This is a genomic window from Mesorhizobium sp. C264A (assembly GCF_040324515.1).
Lineage (GTDB): Bacteria > Pseudomonadota > Alphaproteobacteria > Rhizobiales > Rhizobiaceae > Mesorhizobium.
The window spans coordinates 2,137,972-2,154,777 of record NZ_JAMYVY010000002.1 but is presented as its reverse complement, the minus strand read 5'-3'; the positions used below and the strand labels follow the sequence as shown (position 1 = coordinate 2,154,777).

Here is a 16,806-nt window from a genome sequence, read left to right as displayed (position 1 = left end):
TCTTGTATGGCAATTGTTTTCGACGGCGTCACCAAGGCCTTCCCGGACGGGACGGTGGCGCTGCAGGCGCTCGATCTTGCTTTCGAGCCCGGCGAATTCCTGGTTCTGCTCGGCCCGTCCGGTTCCGGCAAGACGACAGCCTGCCGGCTGCTCGCCGGGCTGGAGCGGCCGACCGCCGGGCGCATCATGGTCGAGGGCCTCGATGTCACCGACCTGCCGCCGCGCCTGCGCGGCATGGGCATGGTGTTCCAGAACTATGCGCTCTACAGCCATAAGAGCGTCTACGAGAACATCGCCTATCCCTTGCGCATCCGAAAGATGCCGGCCGCCGAGCTTGACCGCTGCGTCCGCGCCATGGCCGAGCTGCTCGAAATCACCCGTTACCTCGACCGCCGCCCTTCGCAATTGTCGGGCGGCCAGGCGCAGCGCGTGGCTGTGGCCCGCGCACTCGTCTGGCAGCCGAGCCTCTGTCTGATGGACGAGCCGCTGTCCAATCTCGACGCCTTGTTGCGGCTCCACATGCGCACCGAGCTGAAGCGTCTGCATCGCGAGCTGAAAAAGACCTTCGTCTTCGTCACCCACGACCAGGAAGAGGCGATGACGCTGGCGACCAGGGTCGCGGTGTTGCGCGAAGGCGCACTGATCCAGTACGACGACCCGCGCGAGATCTATCGGCGGCCTGCCAATCGCTTCATCGCCGAATTCATCGGCCGTCCAGCGATGAACACGTTCGATGGCGATGTCCGCGCCGGCGTCTTCCACGCCAGCGGTTTCACTTGCCCGCTTCCGGGAAAGCCTGATGGTCCCATCGTGCTCGGCATTCGCCCGGAGCAGATCCAGCTTGTCGACGCGACTGCCGGCGACGCCATCCTGTTTGCCGTCGACGTCGTCGAACCGGTCGAGCCGGACGTGCTGATCTTCGCCAATAGCGAGGCCAACGCGCTGATCGTCAGGACTGTGAATGACGATCGCGCTTTCGATCCCGGCCAGCCGCTTTATCTACGCTTTCCGCCGGCAGCGCTGCACACATTCGATGCTGTGTCGGGAGCGCGGCTGCCGTGAGCACGCTGCTCGCTTTGGTGCCGCTGGCCGCCGCAGCCTTGGTCTGGTGGCTGTTCTACAGCTTCAACCGGTCGCGGCGCTGGTTCTCGACAGGCGAACTCATCTTCTGGGACGCCATTGCACTGGTAACCCTGCAGCTTGTCTGGCTGATCTGGTTCTGAATGCGCATTCCAGCAACGCAGATCAGTAGCCCAGCGCACAACCGTCCTTGCGAGGATCGGAGGCACCGGTGAGCGTGCCCTTTTCCCAATCGATCAGCACCAGCTGGCCGCCGCCATGCGGCTCCTCGGCGATCGAAACCTGATGACCGCGCTGACGCAGGCCGGCGATCGCCTCAGCCGGAATCCCGCGCTCGGCCAGCACGGCATTGTCCTTGTAGAACACCCGTGGCGCATCCAGTGCCTGCTGCGGGTCCATCCCGAAATCGATCATGTTGGTCAACAGATGGACATGGCCGAACGGCTGGTAGCCGCCGCCCATCACCCCGAACGGCATCACCACCTTACCCCCTCGCGTCGCCATGCCAGGCATGATGGTGTGCATCGGTCGCTTTCGCGGCGCGATACGATTTGGATGGCCTTCCGTGAGGCGAAAACTGCTGCCGCGATTCTGCAGCACGACGCCTGTCTTGGGACCGACGACGCCGCTGCCGAAGGAACCGAAGGTCGAGTTGATGAAGCTGACCGAATTGCGGTCGCGGTCGACCACGGAGATATAGACGGTGTCGCTGCGCGACAGCTCAAGCCGCGGCAGATGCGTCATGGCGAGGGCCGGATCGATGGCGGCGCGCAGCCGCTCCGCATACGCTGCCGACAACAGTTTCTCGACGGGGACATCAACGAAATCCTGGTCGCCGATGAAAGTGTCGCGGTCCTGATAGGCAAGCCGGCCGGCTTCGATCTCGAGATGCAGCCGCTCGGCGCTGTTCGGCTCCAGCGAGTTAAGCGCAAAGCCGGAAAGCACATTGAGCATGATCAGCGCCGTCATGCCCTGATTGTTCGGCGGCATCTGGTGGATGTCGTGGCCGCGATAGGATGTCTTCACTGACTTGACGTAGTCGCCTTGGGTCTCGGCGAAATCCTCCAATGCATGCAGCCCGCCCAGCGCGCGAAGACGCGCTACCAGGTCCTCGGCGACCGCGCCTTCATAGAAGCCGGCGCGACCTTGGCTCGAGACGACGCGCAAGGTTTCCGCCAGTTGCGGTTGGCGGTGCAGATCGCCCGCCTGCGGCGCCCTGCCCTCCGGCAGGAAGATGCGCGCGGCATGTTCATCGGCTGAGAGCAGGGCGACCTCGTCGGCCCAGTCGAAGGCGACGCGATCATAAACGACATAGCCTTGTTCGGCATAGCGAATGGCTGGCGCCAGCGCGGCGTCGATGCCCTTTTTTCCGTGGTCCTCGAGTAGCCGGCACCATGCATCGATGGCGCCTGGTATGGTGACGGCATGCGGTCCGGCCGCAGGCAGTTCGCTATGCCCCCGCTCCAGATACCATTCGGCGGTTGCCGCAGCGGGCGAACGCCCCGAGCCGTTGAAAGCGAGAACATCGCCCTCGCCTTTGGGACTGTAGAGCACAAAACAGTCGCCGCCGATGCCGGTCGATTGCGGCTCGACGACGCCTTGCACCGCCGCAGCGCAGACAGCGGCATCCATGGCATTGCCGCCGGAGCGCAGCATGTCGATGGCGGCCAGCGTCGCCAGCGGATGCGATGTCGCCCCCATCGCTTCTGTCGCGCGAACCGGCGAGCGGCCGGGGAACTGAAAATCACGCATGCAATCGCCTCCAATGATTTCGCGCCCGCCGGCCGCAGCCTTCAATGCTTGATGCGGTCGCGCATCGCGTACCACAACATCCCCAGCACATAGAGCGGACCGCGTAGCGCGGTTCCACCCGGGAACGGCATCGGCGTCAGCGTCGAGAACAGATCGAGCCGTGAGGCATCACCGGTGATCGCTTCGGCGAGCAGTTTGCCCGACAGCGTCGACAGGATGACGCCCTTGCCGGAATAGCCATGCGCGAAATAGACCTCGCCATAGTGCCCGACATGCGGCAGCCGCGATGTCGTCACCGACACCAGCCCGCCCCAGGCATGGTCGATACGGCAGCCCTTCAATTGCGGGAAAGTGGCTTCCATATGCGGCCGCACGAAGCCGGCGATGTCGGCCGGCGGCGACGGCGTGTAACGCTCGCCGCCACCGAACAGCAGGCGTCCGTCCGCCGACATGCGGTAGTAGTTGACGACGAAGCGTGTGTCGGACACCGCCACATTGGCCGGGATGACATTGCGTTTACCCTCCAACGGCTCGGTGGCGACGATGTAGTTGCCGACCGGCATGATACGGCTGTTGACGCGTGGCTCCAGCCCATTGAGCAGCGCATCGCCCGCCAATACGACATGCTTGGCCCGTACCGAACCCTTCGATGTCGAGACCCGGATCGATGGTTCCAGCTCCAGCTTCACCGCCACCGAATTCTCATGAATGGTGACGCCGGCGGCCACGGCTGCTCGGGCAAGCCCGAGCGTGTAGTTCAGCGGATGCATGTGGCCGCCAAGCGGCTCATACATCGCCCCACGATAGGGCGTGTCCACCTTGCCGCGCGCCTGCGCTGCCGACAGGATCTCGACGTCGCGGAACTTCATCACGCTTTCGAGGCATTTCGCCTCTTCTTCGAGGTCTCTGAGATCAGAGCCGTTGACCGCGCCGACGAGATGGCCGGTCAGCCGCAGATCGCAATCGATGGCGTGGCGCTCGATGATGTCGAGCACCAGGCCGCGCGCTTCGAAGGCAAGGTCGAACAGCACCTTCGCCCGCTCGGGACCATAGAGCTTGACCAACCCCTTGGCGCCTTTGCGCAGGCCAGGGATCATCTGGCCGCCATTGCGGCCCGACGCGCCCCAGCCGATCTTGCCGCCTTCGAGCAGCACCACCTTCAGGCCGCGCTCGGCGGCATGAAGGGCGGCCGACAGGCCGGTGCAGCCGCCGCCGACCACCACCAGATCGGCGCCGACATCTCCCACCAGCGCCGGATGTTCCGGCGCCGGATTGGCGGTGGCGACATAGTAGGATTTGCCGATATCGAGGCCCGAATTGAAACCCGTTGAGCCGGAGGCCATGATCACACCTTCAGCAGCAAATGGTCGCGTTCCCAACTCGTCACCACGCTTTGGAACAGGTCGAGTTCGACGCTCTTGACGCGCAGATAGGTCTGGAAAAAATCCTCGCCGAGCAATGCCCGCACCGGCTCGCAAGCAGTGAAACGATCAAGCGCCTCCTCCATCGTTTTCGGCAGCGTGCTTTTGATCCTGTAGGCATTGCCCGAGGCCTCAGCCGAGCGCGCCAGCTTCTGCTCGACGCCGAGATAGCCGGCAAGCAGCGAACCGGCGATCGCCAGATAGGGATTGCAATCCGCACCCGGCAAGCGGTTCTCTACCCGCCGGGCGGCGCGGCCACCTGCCGGCACGCGCAGGCCGCAGGAGCGGTTGTCATGCGACCATTCGATGTTGGCCGGCGCGCTGTGGTTCGGCCGGATGCGGCGGAACGAGTTCACGTTGGGTGCGAATAGCGGCATGATCTCGGGCACATATTTCTGCAGGCCGCCGATGAAATGGCCGAACATTTCGGTGTCTGCATCATCTCTGTCGGCAAACAGCGCGGCGCCTGTCGTTTCATCGACGACAGACATGTGCAGATGCATCGAGCTGCCGGCCTGCGCGGCGATCGGCTTGGCCATGAAGGTGGCGTGCATGCCGCTCTGCTGCGCTGCCTGGCGCGTCAGCCGCTTGAACAGCAGCACCTGGTCGGCGAGTGGCACCGCGTCGCCGTGCAGCAGATTGATCTCCAGCTGCGCGGTGCCCGATTCATGGATCAGCGTGTCGAGCGGCAGGCCGGCGGCTGCGGCATAATCATAGACGCGCCTTATCACCGGCTCGAATTCTTCCAGCGCCACCATGTCATAGGGATGCTGCGAGCCCTCGACGCGGCCATTGGCGCCAACCGGTGCCGTCAGCGGCTGGTCGGGATTCGGATTGGGCGCGGTCAGATAGAATTCGACTTCCGGCGCCACCACCGCGCGCCAACCGCGCTTCCGGTAGAGATCGAGCACGGCGCGCAGCACATGTCGTGGCGAGGCCATCCAGGGCTTGCCTTCCATGTGGAAGGCGTCGGCGAAGACATAGGCTTTGCCAGCGCCACCGCCCGGCGCCAGGCACAGCGTCGACATATCAGGCACCATGCGCATATCCGGGTCTTGATAGGCAAAGCCTTCGTCGATCGAACCGGAGTAGCGGCCATCGATGCTGACCAGGAAAGCGCTGCTCGGCAGGTAAAGTGCGCGGTCTTCCAGCGCCTTGAGGAATTTTGCTGTCGGCAGCGCCTTGCCGCGCAGCACGCCATTCATGTCGGGCACCAGGCACTCGACCTCCGTGATGCCGTGCTGGGCGAGCCAGGCCTTGGGATCGTTGCCGGTGAAGAGAGCGGTGTTGGTATTTTTGTCCTGCATTTTGGTTCACGTACCTATGAGAGAGAGTATGGCTTGCGCGGCCACATCCGTTCCAGGGGTCAGCGCCATCTTGGCAGCATTGTCCCTGAGGCGGGCGCGCATCGCATCGTCGGCCAGCAGGCCGAGAATGGCTCTCTCCAATCCCCCTTCGGTCCAGGCGTCGCGGCCGATATGGTCGCCCACGCCCGTCTCTCCCGCGCGTTGCGCATTGTCATGTCCGTCCCAGCAATAGGGCATGATCAGCGACGGCACGCCGAAGCGCAGCGCCTCGCAAAAACTGTTGTTTCCTCCGTGATGAATAAACAGGTCCGACTTCGCCACCACCGAAGGCTGCGGAAACCAGGCGTCGAGATAGACATTGTCCGGCACCGCGCGGTAGGCGTCGCGCAGGCCGCCGGCATTGACGATGAAGCGCGCCGGCAGCCGGTCGAAGACGGCGAGCATGCGTTCGATCAGCCCGACATCCATCGCGCCGAGACTGCCGAAGCTGACATAGACCAGCGGCCCGCCATTGCGCGGAAACACCGGCACCTCGAACGGCCCTTCCGAGCGCACGCAGCCTTCGAGATAGACGAAGCGTTTGGGGTCGAGCGGCTCGGCCCGCTCACGCCGTACGATCGCTGGCGTCAGCAGCAGATTGAGGTCGGGTGATGTCTCGAGGAACAGGCCCTTGGGCAACGGCGCCAGGCCGGCATCCGCGCGAAAACGGTTGAAGCGCTCATGCGCGGGTGCGGAGGCCGCGAGATAGCGCGCTTCGAACGCCGCACGTTGCGGGTCGTCGGCACCCATCCCCGAGAGATAGGGCGGCACCTCGGCATCCGGCAGTTCCGTCTCGGCACAGGAGACGACGCGCACCCACGGGCAGCCGGCGGCGGCGATCGCCGGGAACATGATGACGTTGTCGAGCACCACCACATCCGGCTTCAGCCGCGCCAGCAATTGGCGCAGCGGCGCCTCGGCGTTGACGGCGGTGTCGACGATCGCTTGCCAGGTCGGCGCGACATAGGTCTCGAGCTGGTCGATCGGGCTCAGCCGGAAATGCGGCAGGTGCCGGCGCACGAAGGCCTGCCAATAGCTCTGCCGCTCGCTGTCGCTCAGCGGCTCATCCGTCGGCAGCGGGTATTCCTGGAAGCCATAGTCGGTAAAGACGCCGGAGAAGCCGGCATGGCAGATGAAGACGGGGCGAGCGCCCCGTGCGCGCAATGCCTGTGCGATACCGACGCAATTCAACGCGGCGCCGAAACTGGCTTCGGGAAACAGCGCGATGGTCGGGCTGGCTTTACGCGTCAATTATTCCTCTTCAATCCGGCCGGCTGATCATGCCGAACAGTGCGGGAGCTCCGCGGCTGGCTGCTTGCGGTCGCTGGCTGCGGGAGAGCCGCAGGTGGATGCGAAGCAGATCGGCAGCCACCTCATACTGCCGGCTTTCAAGATAGTCGAGTATGCCCGAGTGTTCGCGCAACGATTGCCGCAGCCGAAACACGTTGACGCCGGAATAGATGCCCGGCAGCCGGCGCAGGCGGAGATGATCGGCCAATGCATCCGACACAAAACGGTTGGCGCAGCCCTCGGCGATCATGCCATGAAAATCCATGTCCAGCCGCTGGAACTCGCGCGTGTCGAATGTCTCGTCCGGCAGCGCTGCAAGCGCTTCCATGCCTTGCCGCAACATTGCTGCCCGCGCCCCGTCCAGCCGAAAGCCTGGCGTCAGGATGGCCGCCGGCTCCAGCACCAGGCGGAACTCGTAGCTTTCGCCTTGCGCCTCCGGATCGTCCGGCGCGCGGCGAAACAACCAGGATTGCCCAGGCGCACGATCCAGAAGATTCTCGTCGGTCAGTTTGTTAAGTGCTTTTAGTACCGTCTTGCGATCAGCGTCGTAGCGTCGCATCAGCCCCGCGATGGTCACCGTCTGGTCCAACCGTCGCGCCGAGCGGTCGCGCAGGATGGCTTCGGCGAGCTCGTCTTCCTCCGCACTGGGTAGTTCGGCGGCAATGGCGGGCTGGGCGGCGAGGTCGACCGTCAGATGATAACCGCTGTCGGCCTCCCAGCGCACCACGCCCCGTTCCGCGAGCAGGCCGAGTGCCGCGCGTACGGGCGTGCGCGAGACATTACACAGCGAGGCGATCTGCTGTTCGGGCAGGCGGGCGCCAGGCTCGAAGCCACGCTGCCGCGCCACATCCAGGATGCGTTGCGCCAGATCGAGATGGTTGGTGCGAGGTCGTCTGGCTACGGCTTGCATGACTTTTCTCGAATGCGAATGTGGCGCATTGGTCTGGCTGATCGCCGGAACAGGGACAATCGGCCAAATTCCTCCGTCGGTTGACAGATTATGGATTGACGTACTTTTTTCTGCAATAGTACTGTCGGCACAATCGGCGAGAAAAGACCGAGGGAACAGGATCGAGGCAGGCGCGCGCGTCGCCGGCCTTGGTCCGGCAAATGATTTCGACGATCAAACCGAATGGGAGACTGCCATGACCGCTACCAGCCTGCGGCGCCGTGCGCTCAATACATCCTCAATCGCTCTCGGTCTCGCCCTGACGCTCTCGGTGCCGGCCGCCGCAGCCGACCTCGTTATTTCGAACTGGGATGGGTACATGGCACCCGACGCCATGGCCGCTTTCAAGACCGCCACCGGCGTTGCCGGCGAAGTGGTGGTGCACGCCACCAATGAAGAGATCATGGGCAAGCTGATTGCCGCCGGCGGCAAGGGCTATGACGTGGTCTTCGTCTCCTCGCCCTTCGCCGAAGTATTAAACAAGCTTGGCCTGACCGAGCCGATCGACCATGCCAAGATCCCCAACCTCGCCAACCTCTATCCCGAAGCGACCAAGCTGCCGCACGATGTCGGCAACGCTTTCTCCGTGCCTTACACCTGGGGCACGACGGGCCTCTGCTACCGCTCTGACCTTGTCAAGACGGCGCCCACGAGCTGGAGCGACCTGCTCGCCCCTTCCGACGAGATGAAGGGCAAGACCACCATGCTGGCGACCGATCGCTGGCTGCTGGCCGCCGGGCAGCTCGACAAGGGCTATTCGGTCAATGAGACCGACCCGGCCAAGATGGCCGAGGTCAAGGACCTCTTGATCTCCGCCAAGAAGACCCTGCTCGCCTATGACGACACCACCTTCTATTCCAAGCTGGTTTCCGGCGAGGCGCTGATGGTGCAGGCCTGGGACGGCTGGTGCAATTACGGCATCGCCGACAAGCCGGAGATCAAATACGTCGTCCCTAAAGAAGGTTCGGACCTGTGGGTCGACACGATGGTGGTGATGAAGGCGTCCGAGCACAAGGACGACGCCTTCAAGTTCATCAACTTCATGCTCGACGCCAAGAACCACGCCTGGGCGGCGCAGAACATCGACTACAAGGTGCCGAACAAGCCGGCGATGGAAAGCCTGCCGGCCGACTTCCTGGCCAAATTCCCCAACATGGCGATGCCGGTGGCCGATCTCGTCAAGTTCGAGCAGTTGCGTGACGTCGGCGAAGCCCAGCGCGACTATTCCAAGATCGTCAGCGAGATCAAGGCCGCGCAGTAAGCGGCGCAGACTTCACGGCCGGCAGCACTTCTGCCGCCGGCCCTGAGCGGTACCCGAGAAATTGTCCCAGACCCGACTTCGTTCCTCTCTGCTGATGGCCCCGGCGCTGGTCTGGCTGACCGCGCTGATGGTTATCCCATGCGCCCTGGTGCTGGCGCTCGCCTTCTTCCGGCGCGGCGTCTATGGCGGCATCGACTACACTTTGACGCTGGAAAATTTCGGGTTGGTCTTCGACCCGCTCTATGCCGGCATCTTCCTCAACTCAGCACGTATCGCCGGTACCGCGACGCTCATCGCAGTCGTGATCGGCTATGCCGCGGCCTATGCAATTGCCGCCGCACCACGCCGGTGGCAGCCGGTGTTCCTGTTCTTCGCCGTGCTGCCGTTCTGGTCCAATTACCTGATCCGCACCTATGCCTGGATCGTGCTGCTGAACCGCGAAGGGCTGATCACCCAGCTCTTGCGCTGGTTCGGCTACACCGGCGAGTCGCCCTCGATGCTCTATACCGAAGGCGCGGTCATCGCAGGCCTCGTCTACAACTATCTGCCCTTCGTCATCCTCGCCTGCTACGCGCCGCTGTCGCGCCTCAACCCGGAACTGGCCGAGGCATCGCGCGATCTCGGCGCCTCCGCTGCCACCACCTTCCGACGTGTCATCCTGCCGCTGACCGTGCCCGGCATCGCTGCGGGTGCTGTCTTCGTCTTTGTGCTGTCGATCGGCAATTTTGTCACCCCGGCGCTGCTCGGTGGCGGCCGCTTCCAGATGATCGGCAACCTCGTCTACGACCAGTTCCTGACTGCTAATGACTGGCCGTTCGGCGCAGCGCTCGCCATGGCGCTGATCGCCATCATGCTTCTGGTGCTGATGGCGCAGGCGCTCGCCGCCGACCGCGCCGCGGGGCGTGCGGCTGAGGCAAGGGGTGACGCCTATGGCTGAGCGCCGCGCAATTCTTGCCTTCTCCCCGTTCACCGGGAGAAGGTGCCCCGAAGGGGCGGATGAGGGGCGGCGTCAACCTTTGCGACGCTCAACGCTGCCCCCCGTCTGCCTGCCGGTAGCTTCTACCCGCGAACAGGGAGAAGGACTCTGGTCGTTCGCTTGCCCTCCAATTGTCGGAGGCCGGCGATGACCCATTCCTTCACCCGTACGCTCGGCATGCGTACGATCCTCACCCTCGTCTTCGCCTTCCTCTACATCCCGATCGCCGTGCTGGTGGCGCTGTCCTTCAACGAAGGCGGATTGCCGACGGCATGGTCGGGCTTTTCGCTGAAATGGTATGCCTCGCTGGCCGGCAATTCCGCCATCCTTTCCGCTGCGCTCAACACGCTGATCGTGGCGTTGGTCTCCACGGCCATCGCCACGCTGCTCGGCACGCTGCTGGCCATCGGCATCGAGATGCGCCGGCAATACGGCAGGGGTCTCGAGGCGCTGATCTTCGCACCGATGATCATCCCCGACATCGTCCTGGCGATCGCTCTGCTGTCGTTCTTCTCCATGCTAAACCTGACCATGGGCCTGCACACCATCATCCTCGCCCATGTCGTCTTCAACCTCGCCTTCGTCTGCTCGGTGGTGCGCGCAAGGCTAAAGAGTTTCGACTGGTCGATCGTCGAGGCCTCCGCCGACCTCGGCGCCTCGGCTCTGACCACCTTCCGGCGTGTGACATTGCCGGTCATCGCGCCGGCAGTGATTGCCGGCGCTCTGCTTGCCTTCACGCTCTCGGTCGACGAGTTCATCATCGCCTTCTTCACCGCCGGTGCCGGCCGCGCCTCGACGACGCTGCCGATGCAGATCTACGCCATGATCCGCTTCGGCATCACGCCGGAGATCAACGCGCTGGCGACCATCGTCATGGCGGTATCCATCACCGCGCTGACCCTGTCGCAGCGGCTCAACCGTGGGATCATCGGCCAATGAGCGAACCGCGCACGCTGCTGGCCATTGATAACGTTTCGAAGAAGTTCGGCCGGGTCACCGCCGTCGACGGCATCTCGCTCGACATCCGCGAAAACGAGTTCTTCGCGCTGCTTGGACCCTCCGGCTGCGGCAAGACCACGCTGCTGCGCATGCTGGCCGGCTTCGAGACGCCAACCGACGGCCGCATACTGCTCGATGGCAAGGACATCGCCCGGACCCCGCCCAACAAGCGGCCGGTCAATCTGATGTTCCAGTCCTACGCGCTGTTCCCGCATATGAGCGTGCGCGCCAATGTCTCCTACGGGTTGGAGATGGAGCGCTTGCCGAAAGCTGAAATCCGTTCCCGCGTCGAGGCCATTCTGGCCACCACCGAGCTTGTCCCCTTCGCCGACCGTAAGCCTGAGCAATTGTCGGGTGGCCAGAAGCAGCGCGTCGCGCTCGCCCGCGCGCTGGTCAAACGGCCTCGGTTGCTGCTGCTCGACGAACCGCTGGGCGCGCTGGACAAGAAACTGCGCGGCGCCATGCAGATGGAGCTGAAGCGCCTGCAGCACGAAGTCGGCATCACCTTCGTCATCGTCACCCACGACCAGGAAGAGTCACTCGTCATGGCCGACCGCATGGCGGTGCTCAAGGACGGCCAGCTGCTGCAATGCGACACGCCGCACGCGATCTACGAGCATCCCACCGACCGTTTCGTCGCCGACTTCATCGGCGTGATGAATTTCGTACCGGGCAAGGTGTCTGCGGATGGCGTGATCGCCGCGAACGGCGCGCGCATCACCGGCAAGGTTCCCGCCAAGCTCACACCCGGCGCTTCCGCTGTCGCTTCGGTGCGACCCGAGCGCATCCGGCTGTTCCCGTCACCCGAGACCGCCAACCACACCGCCGGCACGGTCGAGGCGCTGGCCTATCACGGGCTGGACCTGCAGCTGCATATCCGCACGCCTCTGTCGCCAAAACCGTTCCTGGTGCGCGTCACCGCCGATGCCGCCGACCGCCGGCCGGTCTCGTCGGGCGACCAGGTCGAACTCGGCTGGGACGCCGCCGATGTCAGAATTTTTCAGGAATAGGAGAGCTTGATGGCGCAGAAGACGATCGCGTTTTTTCCCGAAGCGGCCTACGGCCCGGCGCTCAATTCGGTCGGCATCGCGCAAGCCGTCGAGGCGCGCGGCCATAAGGCAGTGTTCCTGTCCGACCCCGGCTTTGTCGATGTCTACAAGGGTTACGGCTTCGAAGCGCATCCGGTGAACCTGTCGGAGCCGATGCCGCCCGAGCAGATGGCGAAATTCTGGGAAGACTTCATCAACGGCCACATCCCGAACTTCCGCAAATCGCCCTACGATCAGGTCGACAATTACGTGAAGGATTGCTGGACCGCGATCGTCGACAGCGCCAAATGGGCGCAGAAGGATTTGCCGCGAGTCCTGGCCGCCATCAAGCCTGATGTCATTTGCGTCGACAATGTCATCCTGTTTCCGGCCATCAAACAGTTCGGCAAGCCTTGGGTGCGCGTCATCTCCTGCTCGGAAAACGAGATCGAGGATGAGGACATCCCGCCGCATCTCTCCGGTTGCGGCGAGAACGACCATGTGGGCCACCAGCGCTATCGCGATCATTTCAATGCGGTGATCAAGCCCATCCACGACGACTTCAACGCCTTCCTCACCGCAAACAATGAAGCGCCATACCCGGTCGGTCAGTTCTTCGAGACCTCGCCCTATCTCAATCTGCTGCTCTATCCCGAAGCGGCAAAGTTCAAACGCCGCCATCCGCTTGATACGACGAAATTCCAGTATCTCGAAGGCTGCGTGCGGCAGGAAAAGCCATACGCCGTGCCGACCTTCGCCGAGAACAATGACGGGCCGCTGCTCTATGTCTCCTTCGGCAGCCTCGGCGCCGGCGATGTCGATTTGTTGAAGCGCATCATCACAACACTGGGCAAGACCCGTTACCGCGCGCTGGTCAATGTCGGCGGCTACAAGGACCTGTACACGGATGTGCCGGACAACGTCATCGTCGAGAGCTGGTTTCCGCAGCCTTCAGTCATCCCGCAGGTCGATGCCGTAATCCACCATGGCGGCAACAACTCGTTCACAGAGTGCCTCTATTTCGGCAAGCCGGCCATCATCATGCCCTATGTCTGGGACGGCCACGACAACGCCACCCGCGTCCAGGAAACCGGCCACGGCTTCGGTATGCCGCGCTACGACTGGAGCGACGCCCAGCTGATCAGCAGAATCGAAGCCTGCCTGACTGACACCAAGATGAAGATCAGGCTGGCGAAGACCTCGGCGCAGATGCAGGCCCAGAACGGGCCTGAGAAGGCAGCCGGGCTGCTGGAGGCGCTGCTGTGACCTCCTCCGCCCCACACCTCTACCAAGCCTCCACACGCACCGACCTCGTCGACTGGGGCGCCCAGTCCGACGCGCTGGACGGCGCGTCGCACTCGACCGGCAGGCTTGTCCACAAAGCACCCAACAACCAGCCGGAATCCGGCATCTGGGTCTGCACGCCCGGCCGCTGGCGGCTCTCGATTCCGCGCGACGAATTGTGCCATTTCGTCGCCGGCCGCGCGACGTACCGGTCGGATGCCGGGGAGGTGGTAGAAGTCGCAGCCGGGACCGTGGTCATGTTCCCTGCCGGCTGGACAGGCGAATGCACCGTGCATGAGACCATGCGCAACATCTACATGCTGGCTTGAACAGCAACGGAGCTTCCCAATATGCCGACACCGCGCTGGCCAAAGGCCTCGACCGTGAAACTGGAGGACTGGGGCGGGGGCAGCAACACGCTTGCCGGCTCGCCGCGCGCCTCGGGCAGGATCCTCTCGCAGAACCCGAACGGCTCAAGCGAATGCGGCCTGTGGTCGTGCACGCCAGGCAGCCGCAAGATTACCTTTGCCGCCGAGGAGTTCTGCCATTTCCTGTCGGGCCGCGGACCTATGTCCGCGAGAATGGCGAAGAGATCCCGGTCGAGGCCGGCATGCTGGTGTTCTTCCCCGCCGGCTGGGCCGGCACCTCCACCATCACGCAAACACTGACCAAGGCCTTCATGTGCCGCTGAGCACTTTTTTAAAGGAAATCGCCATGACCACGCCCATCATGGAATCCCCGCTTGCCATCACCGACCTCGTCGACTGGGGCGTCATCCCGACCATGATCGAGGGCGTGTCCCACACCTCGGGCAAGCTGCTCTACAAGGGCCGGAGGGCCGTTCGGAATGCGGCCTGTGGGTCTGCACCCCCGGCAAATGGCACTGCCATGTCACCCGCGACGAGTTCTGCCACTTCCTCGAGGGCCGCTGCACCTATGTGCACGAATCGGGCGAGGTCATCGAGATCGAGCCGGACACGGCGGCGTTCTTCCCGCAGGACTGGAAAGGCGTCTGCACCGTCCATGAGACCATCAAGAAAGTCTACATGATCCGCTGAGCGGACCTGAAAGGACGACCATGCAATTCTCCGCTGACCGGCCGGCTTTCTTCGTCAATCCGGACTACCGGCCGATGACCGGCACGGCAAAACCGGTGATCGATCCGGCGACGCTGGAGACCGTCGGCTCGATCTCCGCCGCAACGGACGGTGAGGTCGATGCGGTGCTGTGTGCCGCAACCACGGCACAAGCCGCCTGGAAGAAGCTCGATGCCAAGAGCCGGGCAAAGCATCTGCATGCGGTCGCCAACGCCATCGAGGCGGCGGACTTCACGCGCTGCGCCGAGCTGATGGTGCGCGAGATGGGCAAGCCCTATCCCGAAGCGATCGGCGAGATCGCCAATTGCGCGCCGATCTTCCGCTACTATGCCGAGATGGCGCGCGACGACGCCGGCAAGATCGCCGGCACGACGCAGGCCGGGTCGTTCCAGTATGCGCGCTACGAGCCGTATGGCGTCTCCGTGCACATCATGCCTTACAACTTCCCGATCCTGCTGATGTGCTGGACCGTTGCGGCCTCGCTTGCCGCCGGCAACGGCTGCGTCATCAAGCCGGCCGAAGCGACGACGCTGTCGACGCTGGACTACATGACGGTGTTCCGTTCACTGCCGGAAGGGCTGGTCGCCTGCCTGCCTGGCACGGCCGCCACCGCGCAGGCGCTGATCGCCTCCGAGCGCACCCACGCTGTCGCCTTCACCGGCTCGGTCGCCGCCGGCAAAGCCGTGGCAGTCGCCTGCGCCGAGCGCATGAAGCCTTGCGTCATCGAAGCCGGCGGCAGCGATCCGCTGATCATCAGCGAGCACGCGCCGCTCGACGTGGCGGCAGCCGGCAGCGTCACCGCCGCCTTCCACCTGACCGGCCAGGTCTGCACCTCGGCCGAACGCTTCTTTGTCGTCGACTCGGTTCACGATCGCTTCGTCGAGCTGTTCGCCGAGAAGACGCGGGCGCTGCGCATCGGCAATGGCATGGACAAGACCGAGATCGGCCCGCTGGTCAGCGAAGCCGCCCGGGCGAAAGTGATGCGGCTGGTCGATGATGCTATCGGCAACGGCGCTATAGCCGTTGCCGGCGGGCGCATTCCGCCGGCGCACAACACTGGCTGGTTCTACGAGCCAACGATCCTGACCGGGGTTACGCCCGATATGGCGATCATGGGCGAAGAGTGTTTCGGGCCGGTCGCAGCGATCTGCCGCGTAAAGGATTTCGACGAAGCGATCCGGCTTGCCAATGACAGCCCGTTCGGGCTCGGCGCCTCGGTCTTCACCACCGACCTCGCCGAGGCGCATGAGGCGGCCGAGCGGCTCGAGGCCGGCATGGTCTGGGTCAACAACCCGCTGATCGACAATGACGCCTTGCCCTTCGGCGGCTGGAAGGCATCAGGCCTTGGCCGCGAGCTGGGACGCCAGGGACTCGACGCCTTCCGACGCTCCAAGATGGTCATCATCGACCACAGACCGGCGATCCAGGACTGGTGGTATCCTTACCCCGACAGCTGGTTCCGCGAGACAGGCGGCCGCAAGCACGTGTGAGCCCGGCCAGTCCATAACGTAAGCTGATGCTTACGCATCTGCCGAGATGGGCCGGCTATTTCAACGCTTGAAGCTTGTCGATCGCGGCAGTGAATCCGGCAAGCGAGACCGGAATGGTCACCGGCTTGCGCGTCACCGACTCGATGCCGATGTTCAGGTTGGTTCCCGATTTCATCGCCTTGACGAGGTCCGCCGACAAAGGGGTCGCGGCATAGGCGCCGTTCTGGTCGCTGGTCTGGATGGCAATGGTCGTCTTCTGCCCCTGGTCGATCTGGTACGAGGCGCCGGAAGGCAGGAACAGCCCGTGCGGCAAGGCCAGCAGCATCGCGAGGTTGCCATTGCCGTTGTCGCGGCGAACCGTAACGGTAAGAACGCGCTGCCCCGTCTTGGCCTCGGTAAGGTTTTGCGAAACCTGGCATTGAAGCTCGGTTCCGGTTGATCCGCTGGAGCAGTTTAGCGCCCACGGATTGCCTTCTGCAGGCTTTGTCTCGGCAGATTTGGTTGACTTCGGCTCTTCGGCAAGCGCCGACCCTGCCGACACGACCAGCCATAGCGCGCCGACCCAGGCGGCCCGCCCACAAACGGTTCTCAGCAATGAAGCCACCCGATCCTCGTCGTGTCAGGGTTTCGCCGAGCGCGTTGATACAACAGCCGAGCCTGGCGGGGAAGCCAATACGGTACATGAGCGCCGGCTAAATTACTGTTGCTGGATTACCACAATAAACAACTTTGAAATCTTGTATGTGTAAAGCAAACAATCGATGCTCGCTATACACTGGCATTCGGATAGTATTATCGACGGAGCGTGTACTCGTCGGGGTTCGCAAGGGATG

16 protein-coding genes and 1 pseudogene are annotated in these 16,806 nt (G+C 63.7%); 11 read left to right on the top strand and 6 right to left on the bottom strand.

Annotated elements, in window-relative coordinates:
* The first annotated feature begins 6 nt into the window (after nt 1–6).
* Entirely contained in the window at nt 7–1,062 is a 1,056-nt protein-coding gene (locus tag NKL04_RS29560) for an ABC transporter ATP-binding protein (protein ID WP_023685718.1), read from the top strand.
* A complete protein-coding gene (locus NKL04_RS29555) occupies nt 1,059–1,223 on the top strand; it encodes a hypothetical protein (RefSeq protein ID WP_023701459.1) in 165 nt (54 codons plus the stop codon). Before NKL04_RS29560 ends, NKL04_RS29555 begins: the two co-directional genes overlap by 4 nt.
* Nucleotides 1,224–1,245: 22 nt before the next feature.
* On the opposite strand, the gene ggt is transcribed toward NKL04_RS29555, so the two are convergent.
* Genes ggt through NKL04_RS29530 form a run of 5 tightly spaced genes read right to left on the bottom strand, consistent with a single transcriptional unit; the run spans nt 1,246 to nt 7,799 of the window.
* Entirely contained in the window at nt 1,246–2,832 is a 1,587-nt protein-coding gene (gene ggt / locus NKL04_RS29550; protein WP_023698834.1) for a gamma-glutamyltransferase, read from the bottom strand.
* Nucleotides 2,833–2,873: 41 nt separating this feature from the next.
* The gene (locus NKL04_RS29545) at nt 2,874–4,175 is read right to left on the bottom strand and encodes an NAD(P)/FAD-dependent oxidoreductase (RefSeq protein WP_023701458.1); all 1,302 of its coding nucleotides are present in this window, start codon (nt 4,173–4,175) and stop codon (nt 2,874–2,876) included.
* A 2-nt stretch (nt 4,176–4,177) separates the two neighbouring features.
* Nucleotides 4,178–5,560, bottom strand: coding sequence for a glutamine synthetase family protein (locus NKL04_RS29540; RefSeq protein ID WP_023701456.1), 1,383 nt, complete (start codon nt 5,558–5,560; stop codon nt 4,178–4,180).
* Between the two features lie 6 nt (nt 5,561–5,566).
* Nucleotides 5,567–6,850, bottom strand: a complete 1,284-nt coding sequence (locus tag NKL04_RS29535; protein ID WP_023701455.1) for a glycosyltransferase — start codon at nt 6,848–6,850, stop codon at nt 5,567–5,569.
* Nucleotides 6,851–6,860: 10 nt separating this feature from the next.
* Nucleotides 6,861–7,799, bottom strand: a complete 939-nt coding sequence (locus NKL04_RS29530) for a GntR family transcriptional regulator (RefSeq protein ID WP_023685712.1) — start codon at nt 7,797–7,799, stop codon at nt 6,861–6,863.
* A 235-nt stretch (nt 7,800–8,034) separates the two neighbouring features.
* Between NKL04_RS29530 and NKL04_RS29525 the strand changes: the two genes are divergently transcribed.
* From NKL04_RS29525 to NKL04_RS29485, 9 genes and pseudogenes are all read left to right on the top strand, one after another.
* Entirely contained in the window at nt 8,035–9,099 is a 1,065-nt protein-coding gene (locus tag NKL04_RS29525) for a polyamine ABC transporter substrate-binding protein (RefSeq protein ID WP_023701454.1), read from the top strand.
* A gap of 94 nt (nt 9,100–9,193) precedes the next feature.
* Entirely contained in the window at nt 9,194–10,036 is an 843-nt protein-coding gene (locus NKL04_RS29520) for an ABC transporter permease (RefSeq protein WP_023701453.1), read from the top strand.
* Nucleotides 10,037–10,222: 186 nt separating this feature from the next.
* Nucleotides 10,223–11,014, top strand: coding sequence for an ABC transporter permease (locus NKL04_RS29515; RefSeq protein ID WP_023672946.1), 792 nt, complete (start codon nt 10,223–10,225; stop codon nt 11,012–11,014).
* Nucleotides 11,011–12,084 (top strand): ABC transporter ATP-binding protein, encoded by a 1,074-nt coding sequence (locus NKL04_RS29510; RefSeq protein ID WP_023701452.1) that lies wholly within the window; start codon nt 11,011–11,013, stop codon nt 12,082–12,084. The genes NKL04_RS29515 and NKL04_RS29510 overlap by 4 nt, the downstream gene beginning before the upstream one ends.
* A gap of 9 nt (nt 12,085–12,093) precedes the next feature.
* Nucleotides 12,094–13,368: a glycosyltransferase gene (locus NKL04_RS29505; protein WP_023701451.1), complete on the top strand. Its 1,275-nt coding sequence runs from the start codon at nt 12,094–12,096 to the stop codon at nt 13,366–13,368.
* Complete coding sequence (locus NKL04_RS29500) at nt 13,365–13,715, top strand: cupin domain-containing protein (RefSeq protein WP_023701450.1); 351 nt, start codon at nt 13,365–13,367, stop codon at nt 13,713–13,715. The genes NKL04_RS29505 and NKL04_RS29500 overlap by 4 nt, the downstream gene beginning before the upstream one ends.
* 21 nt (nt 13,716–13,736) lie before the next feature.
* Nucleotides 13,737–14,054 carry a cupin domain-containing protein gene (locus NKL04_RS29495; RefSeq protein WP_352724764.1) on the top strand — a complete coding sequence of 106 codons (318 nt, stop codon included), beginning with the start codon at nt 13,737–13,739 and terminating at the stop codon, nt 14,052–14,054.
* Nucleotides 14,055–14,100: 46 nt separating this feature from the next.
* Nucleotides 14,101–14,444, top strand: a pseudogene (locus NKL04_RS29490) (cupin domain-containing protein).
* Between the two features lie 20 nt (nt 14,445–14,464).
* On the top strand, nt 14,465–15,973 hold the full coding sequence (locus tag NKL04_RS29485) for an aldehyde dehydrogenase family protein (RefSeq protein WP_023701446.1): 1,509 nt from the start codon (nt 14,465–14,467) through the stop codon (nt 15,971–15,973).
* Between the two features lie 55 nt (nt 15,974–16,028).
* On the opposite strand, the gene NKL04_RS29480 is transcribed toward NKL04_RS29485, so the two are convergent.
* Nucleotides 16,029–16,568 carry an invasion associated locus B family protein gene (locus NKL04_RS29480; protein WP_023701444.1) on the bottom strand — a complete coding sequence of 180 codons (540 nt, stop codon included), beginning with the start codon at nt 16,566–16,568 and terminating at the stop codon, nt 16,029–16,031.
* Between the last annotated feature and the right edge of the window lie 238 nt (nt 16,569–16,806).

Bases quoted from the DNA above. Each gene is read 5' to 3' on its own strand.
- NKL04_RS29560 (WP_023685718.1), top strand. From the start codon at position 7: ATGGCAATTGTTTTCGACGGCGTCACCAAGGCCTTCCCGGACGGGACG.
- ggt (WP_023698834.1), bottom strand. From the start codon at position 2,832: ATGCGTGATTTTCAGTTCCCCGGCCGCTCGCCGGTTCGCGCGACAGAA.
- NKL04_RS29545 (WP_023701458.1), bottom strand. From the start codon at position 4,175: ATGGCCTCCGGCTCAACGGGTTTCAATTCGGGCCTCGATATCGGCAAA.
- NKL04_RS29540 (WP_023701456.1), bottom strand. From the start codon at position 5,560: ATGCAGGACAAAAATACCAACACCGCTCTCTTCACCGGCAACGATCCC.
- NKL04_RS29530 (WP_023685712.1), bottom strand. From the start codon at position 7,799: ATGCAAGCCGTAGCCAGACGACCTCGCACCAACCATCTCGATCTGGCG.
- NKL04_RS29525 (WP_023701454.1), top strand. From the start codon at position 8,035: ATGACCGCTACCAGCCTGCGGCGCCGTGCGCTCAATACATCCTCAATC.
- NKL04_RS29520 (WP_023701453.1), top strand. From the start codon at position 9,194: ATGGCCCCGGCGCTGGTCTGGCTGACCGCGCTGATGGTTATCCCATGC.
- NKL04_RS29515 (WP_023672946.1), top strand. From the start codon at position 10,223: ATGACCCATTCCTTCACCCGTACGCTCGGCATGCGTACGATCCTCACC.
- NKL04_RS29510 (WP_023701452.1), top strand. From the start codon at position 11,011: ATGAGCGAACCGCGCACGCTGCTGGCCATTGATAACGTTTCGAAGAAG.
- NKL04_RS29505 (WP_023701451.1), top strand. From the start codon at position 12,094: ATGGCGCAGAAGACGATCGCGTTTTTTCCCGAAGCGGCCTACGGCCCG.
- NKL04_RS29495 (WP_352724764.1), top strand. From the start codon at position 13,737: ATGCCGACACCGCGCTGGCCAAAGGCCTCGACCGTGAAACTGGAGGAC.
- NKL04_RS29485 (WP_023701446.1), top strand. From the start codon at position 14,465: ATGCAATTCTCCGCTGACCGGCCGGCTTTCTTCGTCAATCCGGACTAC.